The sequence below is a fragment of the Pseudoalteromonas sp. S1650 genome (assembly GCF_005887195.1).
GTDB classification, from domain to species: domain Bacteria; phylum Pseudomonadota; class Gammaproteobacteria; order Enterobacterales; family Alteromonadaceae; genus Pseudoalteromonas; species Pseudoalteromonas simplex.
In genome coordinates this window covers 1-643 of sequence record NZ_PNDF01000178.1, presented here as the reverse complement: position 1 = coordinate 643, position 643 = coordinate 1, and the positions used below count along the sequence as shown (strand labels likewise).

Below are 643 nucleotides of genomic sequence, written 5' to 3'. Positions count from 1 at the left end.
CCATTAAACGGGGTTACTCGCTTTGAGAGCGTAGATTGGTGCGTTAACGACTTCCATTTGAGAGTTTGCGCAATAGTAACCTTATCAGCATTTATTTCTGTTGGCAGTGAGATATTATGTGTTCCTGAGCTCAAGCTGCGTTTTAGCTGATGAGTTTTGCTTGGCTTATTAGCACTATTTGTGAGTGTCACTTGTGCAGTAATTTCTAAAGAGGAATCAGTTGGATTGACAACTCTTAAAAAAGGCTTCTGTTGGTGATAATAAATATCAGATTTAACCCCGGAAAGTGTACTAAAACCAGCATTATTTAATGTGGCTATATATTGACTTTCTAAGGCCTCTAGTTCAGAACTGACTTCATCGTGCAGCTCTATAGAGGGTAATTTTGCTAAAATATTACTCAACTCAAGATCGCATTGTGGTATAAACCCCTCGTGTTGCTGGCAGGTTTTAAAAACTCGGTTTAGTAGATCATAATTTTTAAAAAGCCAAGGGTTTGTAAGCGCATTCTCTGCTGTGATAGGCAACAAGCGAGAAGGGGTAGAATTAAATAAGTACGGGGTGATTTTATGATTGTTATTTTGACCTAACAAGCTGATCTTTTCGCTGTGTTGTGTTGGTATATTTTGGTTTTTCAGGGGAT

1 pseudogene is annotated in these 643 nt (G+C 38.3%); it reads right to left on the bottom strand.

The features are described from left to right. Positions 1 to 404 (bottom strand): annotated as a pseudogene (locus CWB80_RS22780) (hypothetical protein); the annotation flags it as partial. Positions 405 to 643 lie beyond the last annotated feature (239 nt).